At 72.7% G+C, this 26,463-nt stretch carries 24 protein-coding genes and 2 pseudogenes; 12 read left to right on the top strand and 14 right to left on the bottom strand.

Annotation, left to right across the window (positions count from 1 at the left end; all coding sequences use genetic code 11):
* Positions 1–28: 28 nt before the first annotated feature.
* The 4 genes from egtA to egtD are packed head-to-tail and all read left to right on the top strand — an operon-like array spanning position 29 to position 4,600.
* Positions 29–1,360, top strand: coding sequence for an ergothioneine biosynthesis glutamate--cysteine ligase EgtA (gene egtA, locus AC3IYI_RS34730; protein WP_489407399.1), 1,332 nt, complete (start codon positions 29–31; stop codon positions 1,358–1,360).
* Complete coding sequence (gene egtB / locus AC3IYI_RS34725; RefSeq protein WP_489407398.1) at positions 1,357–2,706, top strand: ergothioneine biosynthesis protein EgtB; 1,350 nt, start codon at positions 1,357–1,359, stop codon at positions 2,704–2,706. Before egtA ends, egtB begins: the two co-directional genes overlap by 4 nt.
* Entirely contained in the window at positions 2,706–3,539 is an 834-nt protein-coding gene (egtC, locus tag AC3IYI_RS34720) for an ergothioneine biosynthesis protein EgtC (RefSeq protein WP_489407397.1), read from the top strand. The genes egtB and egtC overlap by 1 nt, the downstream gene beginning before the upstream one ends.
* Positions 3,536–4,600, top strand: coding sequence for an L-histidine N(alpha)-methyltransferase (gene egtD, locus AC3IYI_RS34715; protein WP_489407396.1), 1,065 nt, complete (start codon positions 3,536–3,538; stop codon positions 4,598–4,600). The genes egtC and egtD overlap by 4 nt, the downstream gene beginning before the upstream one ends.
* A 233-nt stretch (positions 4,601–4,833) precedes the next feature.
* On the opposite strand, the pseudogene AC3IYI_RS34710 reads toward egtD, so the two are convergent.
* The 3 genes and pseudogenes from AC3IYI_RS34710 to AC3IYI_RS34700 all read right to left on the bottom strand — a co-directional run.
* A pseudogene (locus AC3IYI_RS34710) lies at positions 4,834–5,367 on the bottom strand (lysophospholipid acyltransferase family protein); the annotation flags it as partial.
* Positions 5,364–6,197 (bottom strand): GNAT family N-acetyltransferase, encoded by an 834-nt coding sequence (locus AC3IYI_RS34705; protein WP_489407395.1) that lies wholly within the window; start codon positions 6,195–6,197, stop codon positions 5,364–5,366. The pseudogene AC3IYI_RS34710 and the gene AC3IYI_RS34705, both read right to left, overlap by 4 nt.
* A 187-nt stretch (positions 6,198–6,384) precedes the next feature.
* Positions 6,385–7,644, bottom strand: coding sequence for an extracellular solute-binding protein (locus AC3IYI_RS34700; protein WP_489407394.1), 1,260 nt, complete (start codon positions 7,642–7,644; stop codon positions 6,385–6,387).
* Positions 7,645–7,810: 166 nt separating this feature from the next.
* Between AC3IYI_RS34700 and AC3IYI_RS34695 the strand changes: the two genes are divergently transcribed.
* Positions 7,811–8,026 carry a dodecin gene (locus AC3IYI_RS34695; protein ID WP_243341332.1) on the top strand — a complete coding sequence of 72 codons (216 nt, stop codon included), beginning with the start codon at positions 7,811–7,813 and terminating at the stop codon, positions 8,024–8,026.
* 192 nt (positions 8,027–8,218) lie between these two features.
* On the opposite strand, the gene AC3IYI_RS34690 is transcribed toward AC3IYI_RS34695, so the two are convergent.
* Positions 8,219–8,713 carry a phosphatase domain-containing protein gene (locus AC3IYI_RS34690; RefSeq protein WP_489407393.1) on the bottom strand — a complete coding sequence of 165 codons (495 nt, stop codon included), beginning with the start codon at positions 8,711–8,713 and terminating at the stop codon, positions 8,219–8,221.
* Between the two features lie 74 nt (positions 8,714–8,787).
* On the opposite strand from AC3IYI_RS34690, the gene AC3IYI_RS34685 reads away from it, so the two are divergent.
* Together AC3IYI_RS34685 and AC3IYI_RS34680 are read left to right on the top strand one after the other, a co-directional pair.
* Positions 8,788–9,885 carry an LLM class flavin-dependent oxidoreductase gene (locus AC3IYI_RS34685; RefSeq protein WP_489407392.1) on the top strand — a complete coding sequence of 366 codons (1,098 nt, stop codon included), beginning with the start codon at positions 8,788–8,790 and terminating at the stop codon, positions 9,883–9,885.
* Positions 9,886–9,895: 10 nt separating this feature from the next.
* Positions 9,896–12,294 (top strand): annotated as a pseudogene (locus tag AC3IYI_RS34680) (excinuclease ABC subunit UvrA).
* A gap of 1 nt (position 12,295) precedes the next feature.
* Here AC3IYI_RS34680 and AC3IYI_RS34675 read toward each other — a convergent pair.
* The 5 genes from AC3IYI_RS34675 to AC3IYI_RS34655 all read right to left on the bottom strand — a co-directional run bounded on the left by AC3IYI_RS34675 (position 12,296) and on the right by AC3IYI_RS34655 (position 17,058).
* Entirely contained in the window at positions 12,296–12,667 is a 372-nt protein-coding gene (locus tag AC3IYI_RS34675) for a cupin domain-containing protein (RefSeq protein ID WP_489407391.1), read from the bottom strand.
* Between the two features lie 101 nt (positions 12,668–12,768).
* A complete protein-coding gene (locus AC3IYI_RS34670) occupies positions 12,769–13,416 on the bottom strand; it encodes a hypothetical protein (RefSeq protein WP_489407390.1) in 648 nt (215 codons plus the stop codon).
* Positions 13,417–13,610: 194 nt separating this feature from the next.
* Entirely contained in the window at positions 13,611–14,357 is a 747-nt protein-coding gene (locus AC3IYI_RS34665; RefSeq protein ID WP_489407389.1) for a succinate dehydrogenase/fumarate reductase iron-sulfur subunit, read from the bottom strand.
* The gene (locus tag AC3IYI_RS34660) at positions 14,354–16,333 is read right to left on the bottom strand and encodes a fumarate reductase/succinate dehydrogenase flavoprotein subunit (protein ID WP_489407388.1); all 1,980 of its coding nucleotides are present in this window, start codon (positions 16,331–16,333) and stop codon (positions 14,354–14,356) included. The genes AC3IYI_RS34665 and AC3IYI_RS34660 overlap by 4 nt, the downstream gene beginning before the upstream one ends.
* Before the next feature lie 20 nt (positions 16,334–16,353).
* Entirely contained in the window at positions 16,354–17,058 is a 705-nt protein-coding gene (locus tag AC3IYI_RS34655; protein ID WP_383953475.1) for a succinate dehydrogenase cytochrome b subunit, read from the bottom strand.
* A gap of 94 nt (positions 17,059–17,152) precedes the next feature.
* On the opposite strand from AC3IYI_RS34655, the gene AC3IYI_RS34650 reads away from it, so the two are divergent.
* Complete coding sequence (locus AC3IYI_RS34650; RefSeq protein WP_489407387.1) at positions 17,153–18,031, top strand: LysR family transcriptional regulator; 879 nt, start codon at positions 17,153–17,155, stop codon at positions 18,029–18,031.
* Between the two features lie 20 nt (positions 18,032–18,051).
* Here AC3IYI_RS34650 and AC3IYI_RS34645 read toward each other — a convergent pair whose 3' ends face one another.
* Positions 18,052–18,696 carry a TetR/AcrR family transcriptional regulator gene (locus tag AC3IYI_RS34645; RefSeq protein WP_489407386.1) on the bottom strand — a complete coding sequence of 215 codons (645 nt, stop codon included), beginning with the start codon at positions 18,694–18,696 and terminating at the stop codon, positions 18,052–18,054.
* A 106-nt stretch (positions 18,697–18,802) separates the two neighbouring features.
* Here AC3IYI_RS34645 and AC3IYI_RS34640 point away from each other — a divergent pair, with 106 nt between their 5' ends.
* A complete protein-coding gene (locus AC3IYI_RS34640) occupies positions 18,803–19,933 on the top strand; it encodes an FAD-dependent monooxygenase (RefSeq protein ID WP_489407385.1) in 1,131 nt (376 codons plus the stop codon).
* 22 nt (positions 19,934–19,955) lie between these two features.
* Here AC3IYI_RS34640 and AC3IYI_RS34635 read toward each other — a convergent pair whose 3' ends face one another.
* The 3 genes from AC3IYI_RS34635 to AC3IYI_RS34625 form a co-directional block, all read right to left on the bottom strand.
* Positions 19,956–22,151, bottom strand: coding sequence for a putative bifunctional diguanylate cyclase/phosphodiesterase (locus AC3IYI_RS34635; protein WP_489407384.1), 2,196 nt, complete (start codon positions 22,149–22,151; stop codon positions 19,956–19,958).
* Positions 22,148–22,978, bottom strand: a complete 831-nt coding sequence (locus AC3IYI_RS34630; RefSeq protein WP_489411783.1) for an SAM-dependent methyltransferase — start codon at positions 22,976–22,978, stop codon at positions 22,148–22,150. The genes AC3IYI_RS34635 and AC3IYI_RS34630 overlap by 4 nt, the downstream gene beginning before the upstream one ends.
* Before the next feature lie 454 nt (positions 22,979–23,432).
* A complete protein-coding gene (locus AC3IYI_RS34625; RefSeq protein ID WP_489407383.1) occupies positions 23,433–23,651 on the bottom strand; it encodes a hypothetical protein in 219 nt (72 codons plus the stop codon).
* Positions 23,652–23,804: 153 nt separating this feature from the next.
* On the opposite strand from AC3IYI_RS34625, the gene AC3IYI_RS34620 reads away from it, so the two are divergent.
* The 3 genes from AC3IYI_RS34620 to AC3IYI_RS34610 all read left to right on the top strand — a co-directional run bounded on the left by AC3IYI_RS34620 (position 23,805) and on the right by AC3IYI_RS34610 (position 25,745).
* Complete coding sequence (locus AC3IYI_RS34620; protein WP_489407382.1) at positions 23,805–24,095, top strand: hypothetical protein; 291 nt, start codon at positions 23,805–23,807, stop codon at positions 24,093–24,095.
* 39 nt (positions 24,096–24,134) lie between these two features.
* Positions 24,135–24,905, top strand: coding sequence for a bestrophin-like domain (locus AC3IYI_RS34615; protein ID WP_489407381.1), 771 nt, complete (start codon positions 24,135–24,137; stop codon positions 24,903–24,905).
* Positions 24,906–25,118: 213 nt separating this feature from the next.
* A complete protein-coding gene (locus AC3IYI_RS34610; RefSeq protein WP_489407380.1) occupies positions 25,119–25,745 on the top strand; it encodes a hypothetical protein in 627 nt (208 codons plus the stop codon).
* A 152-nt stretch (positions 25,746–25,897) separates the two neighbouring features.
* Here the strand turns inward: AC3IYI_RS34610 and AC3IYI_RS34605 are convergent, their stop codons facing one another.
* On the bottom strand, positions 25,898–26,413 hold the full coding sequence (locus AC3IYI_RS34605; RefSeq protein WP_389432882.1) for a hypothetical protein: 516 nt from the start codon (positions 26,411–26,413) through the stop codon (positions 25,898–25,900).
* Between the last annotated feature and the right edge of the window lie 50 nt (positions 26,414–26,463).

The following is a 26,463-nucleotide window of genomic DNA, read 5'->3' as shown; positions in this document are numbered from 1 at the left end:
TGCCCCAAGGGACGGGTAGGCACGGGTGATGTCACAGCCGACGACAGGAGACGAGGGCCCCGTCATGCCCCAGGACTCACTCACCCGACTGACCGAACCCACCGCCGAGGAGCTGATCCACGGCATCTGCTTCAAGACCGGACCGCCCCGCCTGCTGGGTGCGGAGCTCGAATGGCTGGTGTTCGACGCCGAACGGCCCGGCCGGCCCGTTTCCCACGAACGCCTCGCCGCCGCGCACGACGCGGCCCGCGCCCTGCCCCTCGGCTCCCGCGTCACCGTCGAGCCCGGCGGCCAGCTGGAGCTCAGCTCGGCCCCCGCCTCCTCCCTGACCGGCTGCGTCGACGGCCTCCAGGCCGACCTGACCGCCGTCCGGAGCTCCCTGCGCGAGCAGGGTCTGGTCCTGCGCGGACTGGGCCAGGACCCGCGCCGGCCGCTGCGGCGGATACTGGCCAGCCCGCGGTACGAGGCCATGGAGACCTACTTCGACCGCACCGGCCCGGCAGGGCGCGCCATGATGTGCGCCTCGGCCTCCGTCCAGGTGTGCGTGGACGCCGGTCACGAGGAGCCCGGCCCGCTGGGCCACGGCAGGCGCTGGCGCCTCGCCCACCTCCTCGGTGCGGTGCTGGTCGCCTCCTTCGCCAACTCCCCCGCGCACGAAGGCCCGTACGCCGGCTGGCGGTGCGCCCGCCAAGGGGTCTGGGGCGACCTCGACACCCGGCGCTGCCTCGCCCCACCCCTGGAGGCGGAGCCGCGCGGTGCGTGGACCCGGCAGGCGCTGGACACCGAGGTGATGTGCGTGCGGACGCACGAGGAGGGTGCGCCCTGGGCGGTACCGCGCGGGCTGACCTTCCGCGACTGGCTGCGCTCCGGCGGCGGCCCCCGCCCGCCGACCGCCGGGGATCTGGACTACCACCTGACGACCCTCTTCCCGCCGGTACGGCCCCGGGGCCATCTCGAGCTCCGGATGATCGACGCCCAGCCCGGCGAGGACGGCTGGCTGGTCCCGGTGGCCGTCGTGCACGCGCTGTTCGACGACCCGGAGGCCGCGGAGACCGCGTACCGGGTGGCGAAGGGGCTGGCCGACTCCTACGGCGCCCAGCCCGCGCCGCGCAACCCGCTGTGGCGCTCCGCCGCCCGCAACGCGCTGGCCGATCCGGAGCTGCGGTCCGCCGCCCGCGCCTGCTTCCGGGCCGCGGCCTCGGCGCTCCCCCGACTGGGAGCAAGCCGCCACGTCATCGACACCGTAGGCGAGTTCACCCACCGCTACGTGTCCCGCGGCCGCTGCCCGGCCGACGACCGGACCGAGCCGCAGCAGACCCGGCGGCGCCCGCAGCACGCCGGCGAGGAGGCACGCTCATGACCGCCGAACCGGAGCTCCTGCGCGAGCGGGCCGCCGCCGCCCTGACCGCGGCGCGCGTCCGCACGGCCGGACTCACCGACGCCGTCACCGAGGCGGAACTGACCGCCCAGCACTCCCCCTTGATGTCTCCGCTGGTCTGGGACCTCGCACACATCGGGAACATGGAGGAGCTCTGGCTGCTGCGCAACGTGGCCGGCCGCGAGTCGATGCACCCCGAGATAGACCCGCTCTACGATGCGTTCGAGCATCCCCGTGCGGAGCGCCCGAAGTTGCCGCTGCTGAGCCCTGACGAGGCCCGCCGGTACGCCGCCGAGGTCCGCGGCCGGGTCTTCGACCTGCTGGACCGCACCCCCCTGGAGGGCACGGCCCTGCTGGACGGCGGCTATGTCTTCGGGATGATCGCCCAGCACGAACAGCAGCACGACGAGACGATGCTGATCACCCATCAGCTGCGGCAGGGCGCGCCGGTGCTGGCGGCGCCCGACCCGGAGCCGCCGCAGGGGCCGCCGCCACCGGCGGGCGAAGTGCTCGTGCCCGCAGGGCCGTTCACGATGGGAACCTCCACGGAGCCCTGGTCCCTGGACAACGAACGGCCCGCGCACGTCCGCGAGGTCGAGGCGTTCTGGATCGACACCGTTCCGGTGACCAATGCCGCGTACCAGGAGTTCATGGCGGACGGCGGTTATCACGAGGAGCGCTGGTGGGAGGCGGCCGGCTGGGCGGAGATCCGCCGGCACGGGATCGAGGCGCCGCTGTTCTGGCACCGCGAGGGCGGCAGCTGGCTGCGCCGCCGTTTCGGCGTCACCGAGCCGGTACCCGGGGCCGAACCGGTGCTGCACGTGAGCTGGTACGAGGCCGACGCGTACGCCCGCTGGGCGGGGCGGCGGCTGCCCACCGAGGCGGAGTGGGAGAAGGCCGCCCGCCACGATCCGGTGGCCGGGCGCTCCACCCGCTACCCGTGGGGCGACGCGGACCCCACGCTGAAGCACGCCAATCTCGGCCAGCGCCACCTGCGGCCGGCCGGAGCGGGCGCCTACCCGGCCGGGGCTTCCCCGCTCGGAGTGCGACAGCTCATCGGCGACGTGTGGGAGTGGACGGCTTCGGACTTCCTTCCCTACCCCGGCTTCCGGGCGTTCCCCTACCGCGAGTACTCGGAGGTGTTCTTCGGCCCCGAGCACAAGGTGCTGCGCGGCGGTTCCTTCGCCGTGGACCCCGTGGCCTGCCGGGGCACCTTCCGCAACTGGGACCTGCCGGTGCGCCGGCAGATCTTCTCCGGGTTCCGGACCGCGCGCGGCGCCGGCTCCACAGGCTCCGCGGCCTCCACAGGCTCCACCGGGACGGCCTGATGTGCCGTCACCTCGCCTACCTCGGGGCGCCCGTGAGCCTCGGCCGGGTGCTGAGCGAGCCCGAGCACTCCCTGGTCCGGCAGTCGTGGGAGCCGCGCCGCCAGCGTTCCGGCACGGTCAACGCCGACGGCTTCGGCGTCGGCTGGTACGCGGAGGGGGACCCGGTGCCCGCCCGCTACCGCCGGGCCGGGCCGATCTGGGGCGACCTGACCTTCAGCGACCTCGCCCGGGTGGTCCGCAGCGGGGCCGTGCTGGCCGCCGTACGGGACTCCACCCGCCCCGGGGCCGATGGGGAGGCGGCGGCCGCCCCGTTCGCGGAGGGGCAGTGGCTGTTCAGCCACAACGGGTCACTGCGGGACTGGCCGGACGCCGTGGCCCCGGTCGCGGCCGGGCTGCCGCCCCGGGAGCTGCTGTCGCTGGCCGCCCGGACGGACTCGGCGCTGATCTGGGCGCTGGTCCTGCACCGGCTGCGGACGGACCCGGACCTCGGTGCGGCGCTGGCCGGGACAGTACGGGAGCTGGCCGAGGCCGCGCCCGGATCCCGGCTGAACCTGCTGCTGACCGACGGCCGGGCCATCGCGGCGACGGCCTGGGGGGATTCCCTGTGGTACCTGGCCGACGCGGCGGCGCAGCGCACGGTGGTGGCCTCGGAGCCCTACGACGACGATGCGCGCTGGTGCGAGGTACCCGACTGGACCCTGCTGACCGCGACCCGCACCCGCGTCGACCTCGTCTCCCTGAAGGAGCCCCCCGCCGGCGCACCGCACGCACCACAACCACCCCACGCACCGCACGCACCGCACGCACCGCAGCAAGGAGACGAAGGCAAGTGAACGACTTCCAGCTGACCCGCACCCTCGACGAGCACGCCGCCGAGACGGCGCTGCGTACGGATGTGCACGACGGGCTGACCCGGTCGCCCAAGTCGCTGCCGCCCAAGTGGTTCTACGATGCCCGGGGCAGTGAACTCTTCGAGGAGATCACCCGGTTGCCCGAGTACTACCCGACGCGCGCCGAGCGGGAGATCCTGCTCGAACGGGCCCGGGAGATAGCCTCGGTGAGCGGGGCCCGCACCTTGGTGGAGCTGGGTTCCGGATCCTCGGAGAAGACCCGGCACCTGATCGAGGCGCTGCCCGCGCTGGACACGTACGTACCGGTGGACGTGAGCGAGAGCGCGCTGACCGGGGCGGCCAAGACCCTGCTGGAGGAGCATCCGGGGCTGCGCGTGCACGCGTTGCTGGCCGACTTCACCCGGGCGCTGCGACTGCCGGAGTCACCCGGGCCCCGGCTGGTGGTGTTCCTGGGCGGCACGATCGGGAACCTGCTGCCGCCGGAGCGGGCCGTGTTCCTGGCGGACGTACGGGCGATGCTGTCGCCCGGGGACGCCCTGCTGATGGGGACGGACCTGGTGAAGGACCCGGCCGTGCTGGTGTCGGCGTACGACGATGCACAGGGGGTGACGGCCGAATTCAACAAGAACGTACTGGCCGTCGTGAACCGGGAGTTGGGCGCGGAATTCCACACCGCCGACTTCGAGCACGTGGCGGTGTGGAACCGGGAGCACGAGTGGATCGAGATGCGGCTGCGGGCCCGCAGGCAGGTGGTGGTGAAGGTCCGGGCACTGGATCTGGAGGTGCCCTTCGAGGCGGGTGAGGAGATCCTGACCGAGATCTCGGCGAAGTTCCGTCAGGAGGGGGTGCGCAGGGAACTCGCGTCCGCTGGACTGGAGTTGACCCATTGGTGGACCGACGCGTCGGGCCGCTTCGCCCTGTCGCTGTCGGTGGCGGACGGCATCGGCGCCGACGGCTGGGAGGGTACGCCGGGCAGCAGCGGCGGCGCCGCCGGGCGTGACACGGGTACCGGCTCGGCGAGTTCGGCGAGCACGGCGGCCTGAGCCGCCGCCGCGAGGTCCCGCCGGTGCGCGTACCGGCCCGGCGGGATCCGCGGCAGCAGCCACACCTCGGCGCGTACCCCGCGGGCCCGCGCGATCCGCCACAGGGAGGCGGTCAGCGGATCGTCCCCGACGAAGGCGGGCGCCCCGGACGGCCCCCCGTCGTCGAGCAGGTAGCTGATCCGTACGGGCTGCACGGGCACCTGCGCGTACAGCGCGGCCTGGAACGCGGCCCGCCGGAAGGGGCCTTGGGCGCGTCCGCACCAAGTGGAGCCCTCGGGGTAGACGGTGACGCGGTCGCCGGCATGCAGGGCCCGGGCGAGGGCGTCGACGGTGGTGGGCAGGGTGCGCAGGCGGTCGCGTTCGATGTAGAGGGTGCCGGCCTGCCGGGAGAGCGGCCCGAGGACCGGCCAGCTCCGGATGTCGCTCTTGGCCAGCATCCGGGAGGGCAGGACGGCCGCGACGAGCGGGATGTCCAGCCAGGAGATGTGGTTGGCGACGATCAGCCGGCCACCGCCGGGGCCGGGGGTCCCGTGCACGGTGATCCGCAGGCCGAAGGCGCCCAGCAGCGCGGCGGCCCAGGCCCGTACCACCACGTGCCGGGGCCGCTCCGGCAGCAGCCTCAGCGGCGGGGCGCCCAGGATCGCGAGCAGGATCAGGGCGACGGCGCCGGTGAGACGCAGGACCGCGCGCGGCACGCTCGCGGTGCGCCCCTCGTGGCCGGCGCAGACCGCGGGAGTACAGGGCGAGGTCGGGAGCCAGGCGCTCATGCGGCCGGGGCGAGCGAGAGGAAGTGCTTGAGGTAGCGGGGGTTGGTGCGCCGCAGGGAGAGCAGGACGTACAGGTCGGCGCAGCCGAACTCGGCGTCGAGGGCGGGCTCGCCGCAGACCCAGGCGCCCAGGCGCAGGTAGCCGCGCAGCAGCGGGGGCAGTTCCATCCGGCCGGGGAACTCGATGCCTTCGGGGTCCCAGGGAAGGTGCGGGGTGACCCGGTACTCGGCGGGGGCGAGGTTGCGGGTGAGGACGTTCTCCCGGGTGGCGGCGGCCAGCACCCCGCCGTCGGAGAGCGGTATGGAGCAGCAGCCGGCGAGCCAGTTGTGCCCGGAGCGGTCCATGTAGCGGGCGAGGCCCGCCCAGATGAGGGCGATGACGGCGCCGTTGCGGTGGTCGGGGTGGACGCAGGAGCGGCCCACCTCGACCAGGTCGGGGCGGATGGGAGCGAGGGCGGAAAGGTCGAACTCGCCCTCGGAGTAGAGGCGTCCGGCGACGGCGGCGCGTTCGGGGGGCAGCAGCCGGTAGGTGCCGACGACCTGCTCGGTCTCCTCGTCCACGACGAGGAGGTGGTCGCAGTAGGCGTCGAAGGCGTCGGAGTCCAGGCCCGGCTCCGGTCCGTCGAGGCGGGCGCCGAGCTCGCCGGCGAAGACCTGGTGGCGCAGCCGCTGGGCGGCGCGCACCTCGTCCTCGTTGCGGGCGAGGCGGACGGCGTAGCGGGGTGCGGGGGTGTCCTCGGCGTGCGGGGCGGGCGCCGCGGAAGAGGTGAAGGCGGAGGCGGAGGCGAAGGAGGCGGGAACGACGGACGGGGACAGGGGGGCGATGGTCATGACGGCTCCTGGTCCGGCACGGGAAGCCAAGCCGGCGGGTGTGTGGCCTGGCTTCTTTACTTCTTCCGTGACCGGCTGGATTCGACATGGCCGCTTCGCGGCCCTTGGATGTGCGGACGCTGAACTTGCCGGGCGGACCCCTCCGGGGCCCTCTCCCGCCGTCCTCACCGCCCCCGCCCGCCCCAGGTCAGCGGTCGGAGCTGAGGACCTTGCTGATGCTGTCGGAGGCCGTCTTCGCCGCTTCCCGGGGGTCCTGGCCGGTGAGGACGGCCGTCATGAACGGCTTGATCGGGTTCTCGGCCTCCACCTCGGCCCAGCGGGGGGACTGCGGGGTGGCACGGCCCTGGGCGGCGCCGGGGGCCATCGCCGTGGCGCCGTCGTTGCCCGCGACCACGTGCGCGAGGGTCGTCTTGTTGGGCACGTAGCTCATCGTGCGGGCCAGCTCGGTCTGCCACTTCTCGCTGACCAGGGCCGTGATCACGTCGACGGCGTGTCTACGCTGCCTCGTCTTCTCGGGGATGATCAGGTCCGAGCCGCCGGTGAAGACCGAGCCCACCTTGTCGGCGGTCTTGCCGGGGATCGGGAAGAAGCCGAGCTTGCCCTTGAGCTGCGGGTTCGCGGCCTCGATGGCGGCGGCCTGGCCGGGCGGGGCGATGATCTGGGCGATCCCGCCGCGGGCGAAGACGTCGGACTGCGGGGGCGTCTCCTCGTCGGCCTCCTTGGGGCCGTCGCCGAGGGCCTGGAGCTGCTTGTAGAACTCCATTCCGGCCAGGGCCTTCTCCTCGTCGAGGGTGCCGTGCCACTGGCCGCTGCTCTCGACGGCGAGCTCGCCGCCCTCGTCCCAGACGAACCCGGCGAGGACGTACCAGTTCTGCCCGGCGAGGTAGATGCCCTGCTGGCTGCCCTTGTCGAGCTTCTGGGTGGCCTGGATCCACTCCTGACGGGTCTTGACCGGCGTCTTGACCCCGGCGTTCGCGAAGAGGTCCTTGTTGTAGATCACCACGCGGTTGGCGGCGTACCACGGGACGCCGAACTGGGCGCCGTTGACCTTTCCCGGCTCGGAGAGACCCTTGAGCCAGTCCTTGCCGTCCCACTCGCGCAGGGCTTCCAGGGTGAGCTCGGAGACGCCGCCGCCCTCGACGTACTGGGCGACCTGGGTGTTGCCGACCTCGATGACGTCGGCGCTCTCCTCGCTCGTGCCGGCCAGGACGGCGTTGACCTTGTCGCCGATCCCCTTCCACTCCTGGATCTTCACTTCGAGGTCCACGCCCGGGTGTTCCTCCTCGAAGGTGCTCGTGAACTGACCTATGAACGCGTCGGAGGCGCTGCCCTTCATCAGCCAGAGCGTCACCTTCTGCGTACCTCCGCCCGACCCGGGAAGACCGCAGCCGGTGAGGGCGGTCGCGGCCGCGAGAGCGGTGGACACGGCAAGGAAGCGCATCTTCACGAAGGTCACCTTCTGGGGGATGGATCGCAGATGGCTTGAAATTGGCATAGACCAATGGGTGGGTCAAGGGGGTATCGCTATGGATTGTTCACGCAAAGTTCGCGGACCCGGACTTACTGGGGCACCGTAGAACAAGGCAACAGCCACCCAGTGTCGGGAGACCCCCATGTCCAATCACACGTACCGGGTGACCGAGATCGTGGGCACGTCCCACGAGGGCATCGACCAGGCCATCCGCAACGGCATCGCCCGCGCGGGCGAGACGCTGCACAATCTCGACTGGCTTGAAGTCGTGCAAATCAGGGGTCACATCGAGAACGGCGAGATCGCGCACTACCAGGTGGGGATCAAGGTCGGCTTCCGTCTCGACGGCGAGGCCTGAGGCCCGCCCTCGGGGCTCAGCGGGCTCCCGGGCGCCGGCGGACTCCCGCAGCCCTGCGGGACTCGCGGGGCCCCGCGGGCGCGGCCGGAGCATAGGGCCTGGCCGGAGCGTCGGGGCGCGGCCGGAGCGTCGGGCGCGCCCTTGGAGCACCCGAGCCCGGCCGGGCCGCGCCGCGGGGCACCGGGGCGGCCCTCAGGTGCGCCCCTCCCCCTCCTGCGCGTCCTTGAGCTCCGGCGCGTCCGCCGCCCAGTCCGCGAGGACCACGCGGAATCCCGCCGCGCGCGCCGCCTGGCAGACCAGCTCGTCGTCGTCCACCAGCATCCGCACCTCGCGGCCCCGCGAGATCCGCCGGAGGACCTCCAGCTTGGTCGTGCGGGCGGGCCGCCGGTCCTGGTTCCCGCGCATCCACAGCCGCCCCTCGGGCAGCCCGCTCCGCGCGAGCCAGTCCTCCGTGTCCGCGCGGCACCGCTCCGGGCGGCCGGTGAGGTACGTGACCTCGCAGTCGGCCGCGCTCTCCACCGCGAGGGCGATGCCGCGGGCGAGGGGCGGATCGGCCGGAGCCGCGCCGAAGAACCCGCTCCAGTCGCGCGGCCGGCGCTCCAGGAAGTGCTGGCGGTGGGTGGTGTCGGCCAGGGTGTTGTCGATGTCGAAGACGGCCAGGGGCCTGCGGTTCTGAGTCTCGGTCACCCCGTCAGCCTAAGCAGCGACGACCTCCGGACGGCCGCCGGGAATCCTGGCGCCCTCCGCGCGTTGATCCCTGTGTGATCCGCACACTCTCGATACTCGACCGGTCCCGCACCCGCGAGGGGCACCCCGCCGCCCAGGCCCTGCGCGACACCGTGGAGCTCGCGCGCACCGCCGAGCGGCTCGGATACCGCAGGTTCTGGGTCTCCGAGCACCACAGCGTGCCCGGGGTCGCCGGATCCGCGCCCACGGTGCTGGCCGCCGCGGTGGCCGGGGCGACCACCCGGATCCGCGTCGGCACCGGCGGTGTGATGCTGCCCAACCACCAGCCCCTGGTCGTCGCGGAGCAGTTCGGGGTCCTGGAGTCGCTGTTCCCCGGCCGGATCGACATGGGGCTCGGCCGTTCGGTCGGCTTCACCGGCGGGATCCGCCGCGCGCTGGGGCGGGACGCCGCCGACGCCGACCGGTTCGAGGAGCAGCTCGCGGAGTTGCTGGGCTGGCTCGACGGCTCCCAGCAGGCGCACCCCGAGGTGCACGCCCGCCCGGCGGAGGGGATGCGGATCCCGGCCTACGTCCTGGCCACCGGCGAGGGGGCGGGGATCGCTGCCCGCGCCGGGCTGCCCCTGGTCGTCGGGGACCTGCGGGCCCGGGCGCGGGTCGCGGAGATCATCACGGCGTACCGCGAGGAGTTCCGGCCCTCCCCCTGGGGTGCGCGGCCGTACGTCGTGGCTTCCGGGACGGTCGCGGTGGCCGCCACCGCCGAGGCCGCCCGCCGGATCCTGGTGCCGGAGGCCTGGGCGGTCGCGTACTCCCGCACCCGGGGCAGCTTCCCGCCGCTCCGCCCGGCCGAGGAGGTCGAGGCCCTCGCCATGAGCCCCAAGGAGCGGGAGCTGTACGAGGGCGCCCTCGCCGGGCACATCCACGGCACGGAGGAGCAGGTCGCGGCGGAGCTCTCCGCGGTCGCGCAGCTGACCGGGGCGGACGAGCTGCTGGTCACGACCTCCACGTACGACCGGACGGCGCTGCTGGACTCCCTCGGCCGACTCGCCCGTCTCACCGGCCTCACGGAGCGCGCGGACGGGCGCTCGGGCAGGCAGGCGGACGGGCACGCGGCCCTCGCCGGTCAGCCCACCGCTCAGCCCGCCGGGGAGCAGCCCGCCGACTCCGGACACTAAACTAGGACGAATGCACCAGCCCGCCACCCCGCACGCCCACGATCCCTACGTCCGCGTCCGCGGCGCCAGGGAGCACAATCTGCGCGGGGTCGACGTGGACATCCCGCGGGACGCGCTGACCGTGTTCACCGGGGTCTCCGGCTCCGGGAAGAGCTCGCTGGCCTTCGGCACGCTCTTCGCCGAAGCCCAGCGCCGGTACTTCGAGTCCGTCGCCCCGTACGCCCGCCGCCTGATCCACCAGATCGGTGCGCCGAAGGTCGACTCCGTCACCGGGCTCCCGCCGGCCGTCTCGCTGGAGCAGCGGCGCTCCTCCCCCGGCTCCCGGTCCTCGGTCGGGACCGTGACCATGCTGTCCAACTCGCTGCGGATGCTGTACTCACGGGCCGGCTCCTACCCGCCGGGCGCCGAGCGACTGGACTCCGACGCCTTCTCCCCCAACACCGCGGCCGGGGCCTGTCCTTCCTGTCACGGTCTCGGCCGCGTGCACCGCACCAGCGAGGAACTCCTCGTCCCGGACCAGGGGTTGTCGATCCGTCAGGGCGCCATCGCCGCCTGGCCGGGTGCCTGGCAGGGCAAGAACCTGCGCGACATCCTGGAGGCCCTCGGCCACGACGTGGACGCGCCCTGGCGGGACCTCGCGGCGGCGGACCGCGAGTGGATCCTGTTCACGGAGGAGCAGCCGGTGGTGACGGTGCATCCGGTACGGGAGGCCGACCGGATCCAGCGCCCCTACCAGGGCACGTACATGAGCGCCCACCGGTACGTGATGCGCACCTTCGCCGACAGCAAGAGCCTCACCCTGCGGGCCCGTGCCGAGAAGTTCCTGACCGATTCGCCGTGCCCGGTGTGCGAGGGCAGGCGACTGCGTCCGGAGGCGCTGGCCGTGACCTTCGCGGGCCGCACCATCGCGGAGCTGGCGGCGCTGGCGCTGACGGAGCTGGACGGGGTACTGGCCACCGCGCGCGGCGGCGGCGAAGCGGCCCGCGTGCTCAACGAGGACCTGCGCTCCCGGATCGGCCCGGTCACCGAGCTGGGGCTGGGGTATCTGAGCCTGGACCGCGGCGCCCCGACCCTGTCGGCGGGCGAGCTGCAACGGCTGCGGCTGGCCACGCAGTTGCGTTCGGGGCTGTTCGGGGTGGTGTACGTGCTGGACGAGCCGTCGGCGGGGCTGCACCCGGCCGATACGCACGCGCTGCTCGGCGTCCTGGACCGGCTCAAGGAGGCCGGGAACACGGTGTTCGTGGTGGAGCACGATCTGGACGTGGTGCGGCACGCGGACTGGCTGGTGGACGTCGGCCCGCTGGCCGGAGAGCACGGCGGGCGGGTGCTGTACAGCGGGCCGCCGCAGGCTCTGGCGGCGGTGGCGGACTCCGCGACGGCCCGGCACCTGTTCGGGACCCCTCCGGATCAGGAATCACGCTCGGGGGCGGCGCGGAAGGCGACCGGATCCGTCCGGCTCAGCGGTGTCGACCGGCACAACCTGCGCGACCTGGCGGCCGAGTTCCCGCTCGGGTGTTCACGGCGGTGACCGGGGTGTCGGGGTCCGGGAAGTCCACACTGGTGGGCCAGGTGCTCTCGCGGGAGGTCCACGAACGGCTGGCGGAGCCGGGGTTCGCGGTACGGCGGCTGGTGGAGGTGGACCAGAAGCCGATCGGCCGGACCCCGCGCTCCAACCTGGCCACGTACACGGGGCTGTTCGACGTGGTCCGCCGGCTCTTCACGTCGGCGCCGGAATCGAAGGCACGCGGCTGGAAGGCGGGCCGCTTCTCCTTCAACGTGCCGGGCGGGCGCTGCGAGTCCTGCCAGGGCGAGGGCTTCGTCTCGGTGGAGCTGCTGTTCCTGCCCAGTACGTACGCACCGTGCCCGGAATGCGCCGGGGCCCGGTACAACCCCGAGACGCTGGAGGTCCGTTACTCGGGGCTGAACATCGCCGAGGTGCTAGCCCTGACGGTGGAGTCGGCGGCCTCCTTCTTCGCCGGGGTCCCTGCTGCGGCGCGCAGCCTGGCGGCGCTGTCGGACATCGGCCTGGGGTACCTGCGGCTCGGGCAGCCCGCCACCGAGCTGTCGGGCGGCGAGGCGCAGCGCATCAAGCTGGCGACGGAGCTCCAGCGCGTGCGCCGCGACCACACCCTGTACCTGCTGGACGAGCCGACGACGGGGCTCCATCCGGCCGATGTCACGGTGCTGCTGCGGCAGTTGCACGGCCTGGTGGACGCCGGACATTCGGTGGTCGTCGTGGAGCACGACATGGCAGTGGTGGCGGGCGCCGACTGGGTCATCGACCTGGGGCCCGGCGGTGGCGGGGACGGCGGCCGGGTGGTGGCCGCGGGCACCCCCGCGGAGGTGGCCCGCGCCACGGGCAGCCGTACGGCGGCCTATCTGGCGCGGGCCCTCGCCGTGCGGGGATAGTTCAGGAGCCGGGCGGCTTGGCGAAGACTCCGTAGCCCTGCCAGTCCAGGACGACGCACTGCTCGTCGCCGAGCACCCAGGCGTCGTGGCCCGGGTCGACCTGGATGAAGTCCCCGGACTGCACCTCGACGCTCTCGCCGCCGTCCATGACGATCTTCATCTTGCCGCTGATGATGTAGCCCACGTGGGCGGCCTCGCAACTGTCGGTCTGCGCGATGGGCTTGATGTGCTCCGACCACTTCCATCCGGGCTCGAACACGGCCCGCCCGACAGGCCCGTGGTCGGTGTCGACCAGATCGAGCCTGCCCTTGCCGCCCTCGAACTGACGTGTCTCATCGGCGGAATCGAAACCCTTGCGCACGATTCCAGACATGATCGTCGACCTCCCGGCACACGACTGCCCCGAGTCCACTTCTCAGAGTACGCCCGTACCGCGCGGTCCTCGCGGCGTCCCGGCGCGGCCGTACGCCATCGCTACGCGTCCCCCTGGAGCAGGTGCTGCGGAAGCTCGCGGAAGGTCCAGACGCCCTGCCTGCGGGTGAACATCCACACCAGGTCGTAGCGGTCCGGCCAGGCGGCCGGCAGGCCCAGCACGTCCTGCGCTCCGAGGCCCCGGATCAGGCGGGGCATCCCCTGGTGCTCCCAGCAGACCAGGACGGGCATCCGGGCCGCGAGCACCGCCCGGGCCAGGGCGGGCTCGGCTCCGACGGCGAATTCCGCCCGGACGGGCGTACCCAGCGCGGTGGCGAGCGTCTCGACGGTCTGGCGGCACCGCGCGGGCGCTCCCGCCTTGCCGCCGGCCGCGAAGACGGCCCCGGGCCGGGGCAGGGCGGCGCCCCGGGCCGGCGGGAAGAGACTGGGCAGTTCCTGGGCCCGGCGCCGGCCCCGGACGGCGAGGAACCCCGGGTCCTCGTTGCCGTCGTCGTCCTCGCCGGTGTCCCCGGCGTACGGCTTCTCCGCGTGCCGGATGACCATGACCAGCGCGTCCTTGGCGGCCTCGGGGCCGGGGCGCGGCGCCGGAGGCCGCTCCTCCCCGGCGCAGCCGGCCGCCGCCAGCGGGGCGAGGGCGGCGGCCAGCACGGTACGGCGGCGCGGGCCGGATCCGGCGGGGGCTTGAGGCATGCGCCCACTGTCACCCATGCCCGGGAGGGCGACCGGTCACGGCGCGACGGGGGCCGCTGCGATCATCCGATCGGCGGACGCGTCGGGGTCGTGACCGGAGGCGTCGTTGCCGTGCGCGCAGACGTCGTTGCCGTGCGCGGATCGTCGGGGTCGGGCGTCGGCGACCCCGGACGAGTGCCAGTGAAGTCCACAGGTCAGCGGGGGCCTCGGCGGACCGCCCGCAACCACTCCTTGTTCATGGCGGCGATCGACGGCAGCGGGATGCCCTTCGGGCAGGCCGTGGCGCACTCTCCGGTCAGGGTGCACCCTCCGAAGCCCTCGGCGTCCATCGTGGCCACCATGTCCAGGACCCGGGTCTCGCGCTCCGGCGAGCCCTGCGGGAGCACGTTCAGGTGGTTGACCTTGGCGGAGGTGAAGAGCATCGCGGAACCGTTGGGGCAGGCCGCCACGCACGCCCCGCAGCCGATGCACTCGGCGTGCTCGAAGGCGTAGTCGGCGTCGGGCTTGGCCACGGCCGTGGCGTGCGCCTCGGGCGCGGCGCCGGTCGGGGCGGTGATGTAACCGCCGGCCTGGATGACCCGGTCGAGTGCCCCGCGGTCGACGACGAGGTCCTTCACGACGGGGAAGGCCGAGGCACGCCAGGGTTCGACGTCGATGGTGTCGCCGTCGTCGAAGGAGCGCATGTGGAGCTGGCAGGTCGTGGTGCGCTCGGGCCCGTGGGCGTCGCCGTTGATGACGAGACTGCACGCGCCGCAGATGCCCTCGCGGCAGTCGTGGTCGAAGGCGACCGGGTCCTCTCCGCTCAGGATGAGGTCCTCGTTGAGGGTGTCGAGCATTTCGAGGAAGGACATGCCCTCCGAGATGCCGTCGACCTCGTACGAGGCCATCGCGCCGGGGGCGTCGGCGTTCTTCTGGCGCCAGACGCGCAGGGTGAGCTTCATGCGTAGCTCCGCTGGGTGGGGTGGACGTACTCGAAGACGAGGTCTTCCTTGTGCAGGACGGGCGCGGCGCCGGTTCCGGTGTACTGCCAGGCGGCCGCGTACCCGAACTCCTCGTCGCGGCGGGCGGCTTCGCCGTCCGGGGTCTGGGACTCCTCGCGGAAGTGGCCGCCGCAGGATTCGGCGCGGTGGAGGGCGTCGAGGCACATCAGCTCGGCGAGCTCCAGGTAGTCGACGATGCGGTTGGCCTTCTCCAGCGACTGGTTGAACTCCTCGCCGCTGCCCGGCACCTTGATCCGCCGCCAGAACTCCTCGCGGATCTCGGGGATCCGGGCGAGGGCCTTGCGCAGGCCCTCTTCGGTGCGGGCCATCCCGCAGTACTCCCACATCAGTTCGCCGATCTCCCGGTGGAAGGAGTCGGGCGTGCGGTCCCCGTCGACGGCGAGCAGCTTGGCGAGGCAGTCGCGGGTCTCGCGGACGGCGGCCGCGGCCTCGGGGTGGGTGTCGTCGACGGTGCCTGTTGCGGCCTCGGTGTGGCGGCGGGCCAGGTAGTCGTTGATGGTGGAGGGGAGCACGAAGTAGCCGTCGCCGAGGCCCTGCATGAGGGCGGAGGCGCCGAGGCGGTTGGCTCCGTGGTCGGAGAAGTTGGCCTCGCCGATCGCGAACAGGCCGGGAACGGTGGTCTGGAGGTCGTAGTCGACCCACAGCCCGCCCATCGTGTAGTGCACGGCGGGGTAGATCCGCATGGGGACCTCGTACGGGTTCTCCGCGGTGATCCGCTCGTACATGTCGAAGAGGTTGCCGTACTTCTCGGCGACCTTCTCCTTGCCCATGCGGCGGATGGCGTCCGCGAAGTCGAGGTAGACGCCCTGGCCGCCGGGGCCGACGCCGCGGCCCTCGTCGCAGACGTTCTTGGCGGCGCGGGAGGCGATGTCGCGGGGCACGAGGTTGCCGAAGGAGGGGTAGATCCGCTCCAGGTAGTAGTCGCGTTCGGCTTCCGGGATGTCGGCGGCGGGGCGGGTGTCGCCCTTGGCCTTGGGGACCCAGATGCGGCCGTCGTTGCGCAGGGACTCGCTCATCAGGGTGAGTTTGGACTGGTGGTCGCCGGTCCGCGGGATGCAGGTGGGGTGGATCTGGGTGAAGCAGGGGTTGGCGAAGTACGCGCCGCGCCGGTGGGCCCGCCAGACGGCGGTCGCGTTGGAGTTCATGGCGTTGGTGGAGAGGTAGAAGACGTTGCCGTAGCCACCGCTCGCGAGCACGACGGCGTCCGCGTAGTAGGTGTCGATCTTTCCGGTGACCAGGTCCCGGGCGACGATGCCGCGGGCCACGCCGTCGACGGTGATCAGGTCGAGCATCTCGGTGCGGGCGTGCATCTCGACGTTGCCGGCGGCGATCTGCCGCGAGAGCGCCTGATAGGCGCCGAGCAGGAGCTGCTGCCCGGTCTGGCCGCGGGCGTAGAAGGTGCGGGAGACCTGGACGCCGCCGAAGGAGCGGGTGTCGAGGAGGCCGCCGTACTCGCGGGCGAAGGGGACGCCCTGGGCCACGCACTGGTCGATGATCTCGACGGAGATCTGGGCGAGGCGGTGGACGTTGGACTCGCGGGCGCGGAAGTCGCCGCCCTTGACGGTGTCGTAGAAGAGGCGGTGCACGGAGTCGCCGTCGTTGCGGTAGTTCTTGGCCGCGTTGATGCCGCCCTGGGCGGCGATGGAGTGGGCGCGGCGCGGGGAGTCGGAGAAGCAGAACTGGACGACGTGGTAGCCCTGTTCGGCGAGGGTGGCGCCGGCGGCGCCGCCGGCCAGGCCGGTGCCGACGACGATGACGGTGTGCCCGCGCCGGTTGGCCGGGTTGACGAGCTTGGCCTCGAAGCGGCGGCGGTCCCAGCGTTCGGCGATGGGGCCTTCGGGGGCCTTCTCGTCGGCGATCGGGTCCCCGGTGGTGTAATCGGCGTAGTGCACGGCCTCGCTTGCACCAGCGCTCATGCTCGTGTTCTCGCTCATGGTCAGCTCACCACTCCGGTCATGACGGCGACGGGCACGGACACGAAGCCCGCGAAGAGGACGAGGGCGAGGGCGTTGGCCAGGAACTTCAGCGTCCTGTCCCGCCGGGCGTTGCCCGCACCCAGGGTCTGGGCGGCGCTCCAGAAGCCGTGGCGGACGTGCAGTCCGAGGGCGGCCATCGCCACGAGGTAGATGGTGTTCCCGTACCAGGTGGAGAAGGTGGCGAGGACGTTCTCGTACGGATGCCCGGCCCAGGCCCGCTCGTTCACGGTCAGCGTGGTGAGGTCGAGCAGGTGCCAGACGATGAAGAGGGCGAGGATGATGCCGCCCCAGCGCATGGTGCGGGTGGCGTAGCTCGCGCGGCGGCGCTTGTGTGCGTACTTCACCGGCCGCGCCTTGATGTCGCGGCGGCTGAGCTGGTACGCACAGACCCCGTGCGCGACGACGGCCGCGAGGAGGGCCACGCGGACGATCCACAGGGCCCACTCGTGGTGCAGGAAGGGCGAGCCGAGCGTGCGGAGCCAGTGCGCGTAACCGTTGAATTCCTCCGCCCCGAAGAAGATCTTGAGGTTGCCGAGCATGTGCACGACGAGGTAGCCGAGCATGATCAGGCCGGAGACGGCCATCACGGACTTCTTGCCGACGGAGGAGTCCCAGAGCGTGCGCGTGGTGGACGGCCGTCGATCCGTCCGCGTTGCCAGAGCCATGACAGTGACGGTAAGGACGAAGGTCCCGAAAGGTCCAAGACATGGCAGAGCTGAAGTCGATAGGCTCAGGCTATGTAGGCGCTAGCCTGGGGACATGCAGTTTCAGCAGCTGGTCTACTTCGTCGCCGTGGCCGAGACCCGGCACTTCACGCGTGCGGCGGAGCGCGAACACGTGGCCCAGCCTTCCCTGTCGCAACAGATCAAGGCGCTGGAACGGGAGCTGGGCGCCGAGCTCTTCAGCCGGGCGCGCGGGAACATCACGCTCACCGATGCCGGCGAGACCCTGCTGCCGCTGGCCCGGCGGATCCTCGCCGACGCGGACACGGCGCGGCTGGAGGTGCAGGAGCTGGCGCAGCTCCGGCGCGGCCGGATCCGGCTGGGCGCCACCCCGAGCCTGTGCACCGGCCTGCTGCCGGGCGTGCTCCGCGCCTTCCACGCCGCCCATCCGGGGATCGAGCTGCTGATCGAGGAGAGCGGTTCGCTGGACCTCGTACGGGAGCTCGCGCGCGGCTCCCTGGACCTCGCGCTGATCGCCCTGCCGCTGCCCCCCTCGGCTCCGGCGCTGACCACGGTGGAGCTGCTGACGGAGGACCTGGTGGTGGTCTCCTCGGCGGCCCTCCCGCCTCCGGCGGGCGGTGGTTCGCTCACGGTGTCCGCGCTGCGCGACGAGCCGATGGTGATGTTCCGGCACGGCTACGACCTGCGGGACCTGACGGTGGCGGCCTGCCGGGCGGAGGGCTTCGAGCCGGTGTTCACGGTGGAGGGCGGCGAGATGGACGCGGTACTGGGCTTCGTCCGCGCGGGGCTCGGCATCGCGGTGGTCCCGGCGATGGTGGTCGACCACGCGGGCTCGGGCCTCCGCGCCACCCCCCTGGCGGGCTCCCCCCTGCGCCGCACGATCGCCCTGGCCCACCGCACGGACGTGGCGCCCCCGCGGGCGGCCCGGGAGCTGAAGCGCATCCTGCTGGGCTGAGGGAGCTCAGCCACCCGACGTCAGGACCGGCGGACGGGCAGCGCCCGGTCGAGGCCGCCTGACAGGAGGGCGAAGGCGCGCTCCGCGTCGGCCACGGCCGCGGGGTGGGCCTCGTCGGCGCTCTGGCCTGCTTCGATGCGGCGCCAGTTCTCCCGGCCGAGCTCCTGACGGGCCGCCACCAGGTATCCGGCCGCCAGGCGGGCGGTGAGCGGGTCGACCGCCTCGGCCTCCAGGACCGCACCGAGCAACTCCACCTCGCGGGCGGTGTAGTGGGCCAGCCGGGACTCCAGGCTGGCGGTGCCGTAGAGCAGCCGCTCGAAGGCGAGCACGTTCGGGTGGTCACAGAGCCCGGTGATCGGGTCCCGCTCGGCGAGCGCCGCCAGGAAGTGGGTGCGCACGGCCGCCACCGGGGTCTGTCCCGCAGCCCGGTCGCGCACGATGCGCGCCGCCTCGTCCTGATGGTCGGCGAAGCGGTCGAGGACCAGGTCCTCCTTGCTCTGGAAATAGCGGAACAGCGTGGGCTTGGAGACCTCGGCGGCGGCCGCGACATCGGCCACCGAGACGGCGTCGAAGCCCCGCTCCAGGAAGAGTTCCAGCGCCGTGGCCGCCAGCTGTTGGCGCGTACGGAGCTTCTTGTTCTCGCGCAGACCCTTCGTGTTCTCCATGGGGCCAGCCTAACACGAATGAGTGACCCGGTTAGCTTTGTAACCGGGTTGCATTTTCTGGCGGGAGCCGCTTTCCTTGAACCACCGACGACGAGGGGGACCTCTCATGACTGACGCGATGGACGCGATGGACGCAATGGACGTACGGGATGCAGTGGGTGCAGCGGATGGCGCGGACGTGCTGATCGTCGGCTCCGGCCCGACCGGGCTCACGCTCGCCTGCGACCTGGCCCGCCGCGGCATCGCGGTGCGGATCGTCGAAGGCCGCTTGGGACCGCACCGCGAGTCCCGGGGCAAGGGCCTCCGGCCGGACAGCCTCGAATTCCTCGAGGAGCTCGGCGCGGCCGACTCCTTGAGGGGCAAGGGACGCGAAGGCGTGGTGCTGCGCAAGTACTTCGACGGAGAGCCCGTGAAGGACACCGCCGTCGGCGGCGGCCTGCTCATCGGGCAGTGGCAGGTGGAGGAGACCCTGCGCGACCGGCTGGCCGAGCTGGGCGTGCGTGTCGAGTACGGGTCCCGGCTCGCCGGAATCACCCAGGACGCGGACGGCGTCCGCGCGCGGCTGGAGGACGGCACCGTGATCCGGGCCGGCTATCTGGCGGGGTGCGACGGCGGGCACAGCACCACCCGCGGACTCCTCGCTATCCCCTTCGAGGGGAGCGGGGAGAAGGAACCGGCGATGGTGCTCGGGGATGTCAGGGCGCCGGGGCTCAGCCGCGCGTTCTGGCACCAGTGGTTCACGTCGGACGGGGGCGGGATCCTGCTCTGCCCGATGCCGGGGACGGACACGTTCCAGCTGCAGGCCGCCCCCGAAACGGACGCGAGCGGCGGCGCGCTGCCGCCGTCCCTGGAGAGCTTCCAGCGGCTCTTCGACCGGCACGCCCGGATGCCGGGGATACGGCTCACCGAGCCCACCTGGCTCTCCTCCTGGCGGGTCAACGTCCGCATGGCACCCCGGATACGCGAAGGCCGGGCCTTCCTCGCCGGGGACGCGGCGCACGTCCACCCCATAGCCGGCGGACTGGGTATGAACACCGGCATCCAGGACGCCGCCGCCCTCGGCCGGACGCTGGCCGCCGTCCTCTCCGGGGCGGCCGGGGAGGAGGCGCTCGACGCCTACCAGGCCGAGCGGCTTCCGGTGGCCGCCGAGGTACTGGCCGACACGGCACGGCGCTACGAGCGGGTGGTGGCTGCCGTCCGCGAGCCGGGCCGGGGGACGGAGGCGGGCCTGGACTGACCCCGGCCGGCCCGGCCGGTGCTCAGAGGGTGGGGCTGGGGACCGCGTCCGCCAGGGACAGGGTGTGGATGCGGTCGGCGGCGCCCGGGCGGGCGTAGTACCAGCCCTGGGCCGTATCGCAGCCGAGGGCTCGGAGCTGGGCGGCCTGGGCGCCTGTCTCCACGCCCTCGACGGTGACGGCGAGTTCGAGGCTGTGGGCCAAGGCGACGATGCCCTCCACGATCTTGACGTCGACCGGGTTGGCCGGTTGCTGCTGCATGCCCTTGGTGAAGGAGCGGTCCAGTTTCAGCACGCTGACGGGCAGGCGGCGCAGGTTGGCCAGGTTCGAGTAGCCGGTGCCGAAGTCGTCGAGGGCGATGTCCACGCCCAGGGCGGCGAGCCGGCGCAGTGGCTCGAGGAGTTCGTCGTCGGCGCCGATCAGGGCCGACTCGGTGACCTCCAGGCACAGCGTGCCCGGAGACAGGCCCGAGGACTCCAGGACCCGGATCGTGTCGGCGACCAGGCCGGGGTGGTGCAGCTGGGTCGGCGACAGGTTGACGTTGATCCGCAGGGTGGCGCCGCCCTTCTGGTGCTGCCAGGCGCGGGCCTGGCGGACGGACTCCTCCAGGACCCAGCGGCCGAGCGGCACGATCAGCCCGGTGCGTTCGGCGAGCGGAATGAACCGGTCCGGGCCGAGCACCCCGTGCTGCGGGTGTGACCAGCGCACCAGCGCCTCGGCGCCGTGCACGCTGCCGTCGTGCATGTGGACCAGCGGCTGGTACTCGATGAAGAACTCGCCGCGTTCCAACGCCGCCGGGAGGGCGTTGGTCAGGCCGTGCCGGGTGATGGCGCGTGCGTCGGCAGCGGCGTCGGCGAACTCGAACCGGTTGCCGCCGGCCGCCTTGGCCCGGTACATGGTGATGTCGGCGCTGCGCAGCACCTCCGCGGGGGTGCGCTCGCGGGCCGGGCCCTCGACGATGCCGATGCTGCCCCGGACCGTCAGCTCACGGCCCTCCAGCCGGATCGGGACGGAGAGGGCGGACAGGATCCGGACGGCGAGTTCGGTGGACTTCTCCTCGGTGTCGGGGCCGGTGGTCAGCGCCACGAACTCGTCGCCGCCGAGCCGGGCGACCACCTCGCCCGGTCCGGTCGCGCAGCTTTGCAGCCGGTCGGCGACCTCCACCAGCAGCCGGTCGCCGGCCGAGTGGCCGAGGCTGTCGTTGACCGCCTTGAAGCCGTCGAGGTCGAGGTAGCACAGGCCGAAGCGGGCGCCGCCGGAGCCGCCCAGGGCCTTCTCCAGGCGTTCGAAGAAGAGGGTCCGGTTCGGCAGGCCGGTCAGGGCGTCGTGGGTGGCCTCGTAGCGCAGGCGCAGGTTCAGCAGCCGGCGCTCGGTGGTGTCCTCCATCAGGGCCAGCTGGTACTGCGGCACGCCCTCGGCGTCGCGCAGCAGCGAGACCGTCAGATTGGTCCACAGCACGGTCCCGTCGTGCCGGTAGTACGGCTTCTCGACGCGGTAGCTCTCGCGTTCGCCGCGCACGAGCTCCCCGTACATCCGCCAGACGTGCGGGGTGTCGTCGGGGTGGCTCCACTCGCTGACGTTGCGGCCCCGGACGTGGCCGTCCATGCCGCCGAACATCTGGAGCAGCGCGTCGTTGATCTCCAGGACGTTGCCCTCCAGATCGGCGATGCCGATCCCGATGGCCGCGCCCTCGAAGACCGCCCGGAAGCGGGCCTCGCTGGCGTGCAGCGCCTGCTGGGCGTCGGCGCGGGCGGTCAGGGCGGAGCGGGCGATGGCCTCCTGCTCCTTGAGGGTGCGCTCGCGCAGGGCGCGGGCGAACCCGGCCGCGATGCCGTGCTGGAGCCGGGCGCAGCGCGACCGGTACTCCTCGGTTCCCTCGACGCTCTCGGCGTCGGGGCCGTCCGGACCGCAGTACAGCACCAGGTAGGACTCGACGACTCCGAGCGTGCCGGCCAGTGCCTCCGGGTCGGTGCAGTGGACGGCGACGAGCTCCTCCCCGACCCGCTGGCCGACGGAGGAGTCGAAGGGGCGGGCGCGCAGGGCCTCGACGAGGGTGCGGGTGAGGGGTACGAGGTGGCGTTCGAACTCGCCCCGGGTGAGCGAGGTCGCGGTGACCGGGAAGATCGCCCTCCCCCAGATGGTCGCGAACCGCCCGATCCGGTCCTCCAGACCGCCCTGCGGCGCGGCCGGGTCGTCCGCCGTCTGCGTCGGCAGTCTCACGCCTTGCGTCCCACACCCGCGAAGCCCGAGAAGGCGTAGGGGTCTTCGTCCACGGTCCCGCCCTCCGTCCCGCCGGTCGTGTCGGGCCGCCAGTCGGGCATGGACACCAGGCCGGGCTCGATCAGGCCGAAGCCGTCGAAGAAGCGCCGGATCTGCTCCCCGTCGCGCATGACGAGCGGGTTGCGGATCTCGCGGTAGACGCCGACGGTTCCGCTCGCGGCCTCCTCCGAGAGCGGGATCCCCTCGTACGAGGCGTGCGTGAGGATCAGCAGGCTGCCCGGGGCCAGCGCGTCGCGCAGTTGGGCGACGGCGGCGTAGGGCTCGTCCGCGTCCTCCAGGAAGTGCAGGACGGCGACCAGCATCAGGGCGACCGGGCGGCTGAGGTCGAGCCCCTGGGCGACCTCGGGAGCGGCCAGGATGTCCTGGGGCTTGCGCAGGTCGGCGGCGACGACCCCGGTCCGCTCGCTGCCGGCCAGGACGGCCTGGCTGTGGGCGACGGCCACCGGGTCGTGGTCGACGTAGACCACGCGCGCCTCGGGGCTGGCGGCCTGGGCGATCTCGTGGACGTTGCCGAAGGTCGGGATGCCGGAGCCGATGTCGAGGAACTGCGTCACGCCCTCGGCGACGGCGTACCGGACGGCACGGCGCATGAATGCCCGGTTGGCCTGCATGATCTTGGGCAGGCCCGGCATGAATTCCATGGCCCGACGGGCCGCCTGCCTGTCGACCTCGAAATTGTGGGAGCCGCCCAGGTAGTAATCGTAGATACGGGACACGCTCGGCACCGATATGTCGATGCCTGGCGGGGCCCAGGAGGGGCGCTCCATCGGGGTCTCCAAGCCTTAGTCCTGCAGCGGTCCGGGCGGATCGGACTCCTGTCCGAGCCGAATGTACTGATCATTGCCCAACGGAGCGAGCGAAAGCGGAAATTGGCGATCCGTTCTTCGTCACACGCCAAAGACCGGACGGACGACGCCCAAGGAATGATCGAAACCGACAAATACCTTTTGGGAAAAGGTCGGTGAACGATCGGACACGATGCAGATCTGGCTCAAACCTCCATAGCCAAAGCCTCACCCGTTCAGGCGAACCAAGGTCAACCTTCCCGCGCGCGAGCGCGCGCGACCCCATGATCCCCGGGTGAAAAGAGCCTCTTCCAGGCGCCTGCTGGCAGTCCCGGTCCTCCTGTGGGCGGCCCTGTCCGCGACACCGGCCATGGCCGATAGCAGCGCATACGCGACGATCGACGTCGGCGACGGGGCGAGCGCCGTTCGGCCCGCCTTATCCGCCTTCGGCAGCGCGACCGGGGGTACCCGAGGTGGCGGACGTCACGGCGACCAGGGCCGCCGGGGTGATCACGGCAACCAGGGCAAGCAGGGCGGCCGGGGCGATCGCGGCAACCAGGGCGGACCGGGCAACCCCGGCAACCCCGGGCACGGCAAGGGCCCCGGCCACGGCAAGGGCCACGGCGGGCACTGCCACGGTCACGGTCACGGTCACGGCGGCCACCACGGGCATCCGCCCTGCCCGCCGCCGCCTCCACCGCCGTGTCCTCCCAAGCCCACCCCGCCCCCTCCGCCGCCACCCCCGAAGCCGACGCCCACCCCGACGCCGACACCGCCGCCTCCACCGCCCCCGCCCGCTCCGAAGCCGGTGCCGAAACCCCCCGAACCGGCCCCGCCCCCCGCGCGCCCGGCCCCCGCTCCCCCGGCCCCGAAACCGGTCCCGAAGCCGGTCCCGAAACCCGTCGCGGAGCCACCCGCGCCGCCGGCGCCCGCGCCGCCCCGTGCGATCCCCGCGGCCGCGCCCAAGAAGCCGGTCGCGCGCCCCGCCTACCACGCGGCGGCCCGCAAGCCGGTCGAGCGCCACATCTCACCGGTGACCTTCACCTTGATGACCGCGGCCCCCGCGGTGCTCGCGATCGTCGCGCTGCGCCCGCGCTAGAGCCGCCGCATTCCACCCCGTAATCGATTGGGAGTCATCTTGTCGGAATGGCTCGTCCTGTCCCTCGCGATGGCCGCGGCGTGTGCCGTGGTGCTGTCCATCGCCTTCTTCAACCAGCGCCGGATCGGTGAGGACGACGATCCCAGCGAGACCCCTGACGTCATCGAGTACATGACGATGATGATCGGCGTGATCTACGCGATCGTGCTGGGCCTGGCGATCGCCGGTGTCTGGGAGGGCCGCGGGGCCGCCCAGGAATACGTGCGCCAGGAAGCGCAGGCCCTGCACGAGATCAGCGTCCGCTCCGAGGTCTACCCGGCCGACGTGCGCAAGAAGATCAGGTCCGACGTGGACGCCTACGTGACCCACGTCGTCGACACCGAATGGAAGGTGATGGCCGAGAACGGCGAGCTGACGGACCGCAGCGGGGAGCTGTTGGAACGCATCCGCCGCGATGTGACGGACTACGAACCGCAGACCGACCACGAGGGCCAGGCGTACCAGCCGCTCGTGGACCAGGTCGCCTTGGTCGACGACGCGCGCAACGCCCGCGGCCTCGGCGCCGGGGCCACCATGCCCGGGGTGGTCTGGTTCGGCCTGATCGCCGGGGCCCTGGTGACGGTGGGGCTGATCTTCACCCTGCAGATCAGGCGCTCGTTCCGGGAACTGCTGCTGGCCGGGCTGTTCAGCGCGCTGATCGCGTTCCTGCTGTTCCTCATCTGGGACTTCGACGCCCCCTTCGGCCGGGGCATCGCCGCCACCGCCGAACCGTTCCTCTCCCAGTTCCCACATCTGGGCCTCGGCGGCTGACACGGCGTCTCGCCGGCCGGGCCCGGCAACCCGGGGACGGTAAACCGGGGACGGGCCTCCCGTCCCCGGTTCGGCCTACCGCCATGCCCCATTTGCCCGTTCCTGATCGCGGGTGACCGCGCCCGGACCTAGCGTGGCGGACATCGAGGCGCACGACCCCCCACGTGCGGAAACCGTTCCGCGGCTGCTCCTCGGGGATCCGGAGAATCCACCATGGGCGCGATACGCACCTCCCCTTCAGCCCTGTTGGGCGCCGCCGCGGCGGGCGCCCTCCTGCTCTTCGGCGCGGCGGCCGCGCCCGCCGCGCGTGCGGCCGAGGCCGCACCCATCACCTCCTTCGGTTTCGCCATCACCCCCTCGACGGTCGCCCCCGGCGGCCAGGTGGTGCTGTCCGTCACCGGCTGCAACGCCGCCTTCGCCACCGTCTCCTCCGGCGTCTTCGACACCGTGAGCATCGACCGGGGCAAGACCGCACGGGTCACCGTGGACCGGGACGCGCGGCGCGGAGCCCAGTACTCCGTCTCCTTCACCTGCGCGGGCGAGACCGGCTCGGCCGACCTCACCATCACCGGCGGCACCGGCAGGCCCACGACCAGTTCCACCGTCGGCGCCCGTAGGACCGCGAGCGCGAGCGCGGCCACCGGTACGAGTACGGGCACCAGCGCCGGCACCGGTACGGGCGCTTCGCGCGGCGCCGCCCTCGGCGTCCGCGGCGGCCTAGGCGGCAGTGTGGCCGGGCTCGATCCCCTGAAGCTCGGCGCCGGCGCGGGGCTCGTCCTCGGCGGGCTCGTCGGCCTCGGCTACGCCCTGCGCCGACGCGACATCCGCCGCATCCACTGACCACGCTGCACCACGGGCCTGTCTGCCCCCCAGCCCGATCCAACGCGATCCCCACGAGAGCTCCATCTCCCCCAAAACGCCGGTCGCCCCGTGTCCTGGCCAGGACACGGGGCGACCGGCGGTTGTCCGGGCCGACCGGGGAGGTCGGCCGGTCAGGCCCGGCCGCGGATCGGGCGCCGACGGCGCATCACGTGGGCACCGGCACCGAGGGCCGCCGCGCCGACGAGGCTCGCGCCGATGGCGGTCTCGGTGGTGGACGGGCCGAGGGAGCCGCCGATGCCGCCCTGGGCGCCGCGGCCGTCCAGGATCGTGAAGCGGTGCGTGGCGACCAGGCTGTTGTCGTGGCACTTGACCGACAGCGTGTGGTGTCCGGGCGAGGCGTGGTTGAAGATCCGGACGGTCGCGAAGCCGATGGAGCCGGCCGACAGGTTCGTCTGCGGAAAGTTGCCGTGGGAGAAGACGATGCCGCCGTGGCCGCAGCCGGCCGCGCTGACCTGCATCGTGGAGCCCTGGTGCACGGAGTACGGGTTGACCGTGACATTGCTGGGCCCGCCGTTTCCTCCCGAGGGCGGACCGCCCGCAGGGTTCGCGGAGGCGAAGGGGGCACTGAGGGCGATGGCGGCGCAAGTGGCCGCCGCGGTCACGGTAAGGGCGCGGAGAACACGCATGGTGGAACCTCCAGCGGGAAGCGCCCCGGAGCGGTGGCCCGGGCAGATCG

It is taken from the genome of Streptomyces sp. GL_148, from assembly GCF_057834205.1.
The sequence above is the reverse complement of the archived record's forward strand: the minus strand, read 5'-3'. Positions and strand labels throughout refer to the sequence as shown.

Bases quoted from the DNA above. Each gene is read 5' to 3' on its own strand.
- egtA (WP_489407399.1), top strand. From the start codon at position 29: ATGTCACAGCCGACGACAGGAGACGAGGGCCCCGTCATGCCCCAGGAC.
- egtB (WP_489407398.1), top strand. From the start codon at position 1,357: ATGACCGCCGAACCGGAGCTCCTGCGCGAGCGGGCCGCCGCCGCCCTG.
- egtC (WP_489407397.1), top strand. From the start codon at position 2,706: ATGTGCCGTCACCTCGCCTACCTCGGGGCGCCCGTGAGCCTCGGCCGG.
- AC3IYI_RS34705 (WP_489407395.1), bottom strand. From the start codon at position 6,197: ATGACCATCGCCCCCCTGTCCCCGTCCGTCGTTCCCGCCTCCTTCGCC.
- AC3IYI_RS34695 (WP_243341332.1), top strand. From the start codon at position 7,811: ATGTCCAATCACACGTACCGGGTGACCGAGATCGTGGGCACGTCCCAC.
- AC3IYI_RS34675 (WP_489407391.1), bottom strand. From the start codon at position 12,667: ATGTCTGGAATCGTGCGCAAGGGTTTCGATTCCGCCGATGAGACACGT.
- AC3IYI_RS34670 (WP_489407390.1), bottom strand. From the start codon at position 13,416: ATGCCTCAAGCCCCCGCCGGATCCGGCCCGCGCCGCCGTACCGTGCTG.
- AC3IYI_RS34665 (WP_489407389.1), bottom strand. From the start codon at position 14,357: ATGAAGCTCACCCTGCGCGTCTGGCGCCAGAAGAACGCCGACGCCCCC.
- AC3IYI_RS34660 (WP_489407388.1), bottom strand. From the start codon at position 16,333: ATGAGCGCTGGTGCAAGCGAGGCCGTGCACTACGCCGATTACACCACC.
- AC3IYI_RS34655 (WP_383953475.1), bottom strand. From the start codon at position 17,058: ATGGCTCTGGCAACGCGGACGGATCGACGGCCGTCCACCACGCGCACG.
- AC3IYI_RS34650 (WP_489407387.1), top strand. From the start codon at position 17,153: ATGCAGTTTCAGCAGCTGGTCTACTTCGTCGCCGTGGCCGAGACCCGG.
- AC3IYI_RS34645 (WP_489407386.1), bottom strand. From the start codon at position 18,696: ATGGAGAACACGAAGGGTCTGCGCGAGAACAAGAAGCTCCGTACGCGC.
- AC3IYI_RS34640 (WP_489407385.1), top strand. From the start codon at position 18,803: ATGACTGACGCGATGGACGCGATGGACGCAATGGACGTACGGGATGCA.
- AC3IYI_RS34630 (WP_489411783.1), bottom strand. From the start codon at position 22,978: ATGGAGCGCCCCTCCTGGGCCCCGCCAGGCATCGACATATCGGTGCCG.
- AC3IYI_RS34610 (WP_489407380.1), top strand. From the start codon at position 25,119: ATGGGCGCGATACGCACCTCCCCTTCAGCCCTGTTGGGCGCCGCCGCG.
- AC3IYI_RS34605 (WP_389432882.1), bottom strand. From the start codon at position 26,413: ATGCGTGTTCTCCGCGCCCTTACCGTGACCGCGGCGGCCACTTGCGCC.